The 641-nt window shown below is 29.3% G+C and carries 1 protein-coding gene; it reads right to left on the minus strand.

What is annotated here, in order from left to right; genetic code table 11:
- Window positions 1-183 precede the first annotated feature (183 nt).
- A complete protein-coding gene (locus tag ABD296_RS49770; protein ID WP_000643174.1) occupies window positions 184-528 on the minus strand; it encodes a hypothetical protein in 345 nt (114 codons plus the stop codon).
- Window positions 529-641: the final 113 nt, after the last annotated feature.

A 641-nucleotide genomic window follows, 5' to 3' on the forward strand; every position in this document is an offset into this window, starting at 1 on the left:
TTCTACTTTTAAAAATTCATTCCACTCGATTTGTTCCATTTCATATTTCTCATGTTCTTAAATTGCTGATTTGAAGCATATAATATGTACAAATGAAGAAACACCCTGTTTTAAGTCCAGTTAAAAAATAAAACGTAGATGTTGAGTCTACGTTTTATTTAAAAATTCTGTTTTAAAATAAGATTAAAAAGCAATCGATAATTGCAAAGATAAATAAGCAACTAAACTGGATAAAAAAACCATCGGCACATAACGATAAGCTTTAAAAAGCAATTGTTCGTATTTAGAAGCCATCTGTTTAGTTTGCCATACACTCGTTTTTAATGCGGTAAAGAAGCTCACCATTAACCAAGCGCTTACAATACTTAAGGCAAAGAAACCAATCATGATTTGGCTACTTCCCTCAGTACTCAACCATAGCTTTAATGAAACTTCAGCAATAGGTAATAATGCTAAAATCAATAGGACAGATTTAAGCATCGCCCAATGAAACTGATTCAGCTCATCAAGTACGAGAAATGCTTTCATTTAATCTCTCCCATTCATTGAATAAAGTGCTTTTTATTTATTATGCAAAGCTTTTATTTAAATATATAGCTTAATTTCTATTAAATTTTAACTTTCTTGTAACTATTAAATAT

The sequence above is a fragment of the Actinomadura napierensis genome (assembly GCF_039529375.1).
GTDB lineage: Bacteria > Actinomycetota > Actinomycetes > Streptosporangiales > Streptosporangiaceae > Spirillospora > Spirillospora napierensis.

Excerpts from the sequence above, each read along its gene's own strand:
- ABD296_RS49770 (WP_000643174.1), bottom strand. The coding sequence starts at position 528 with ATGAAAGCATTTCTCGTACTTGATGAGCTGAATCAGTTTCATTGGGCG.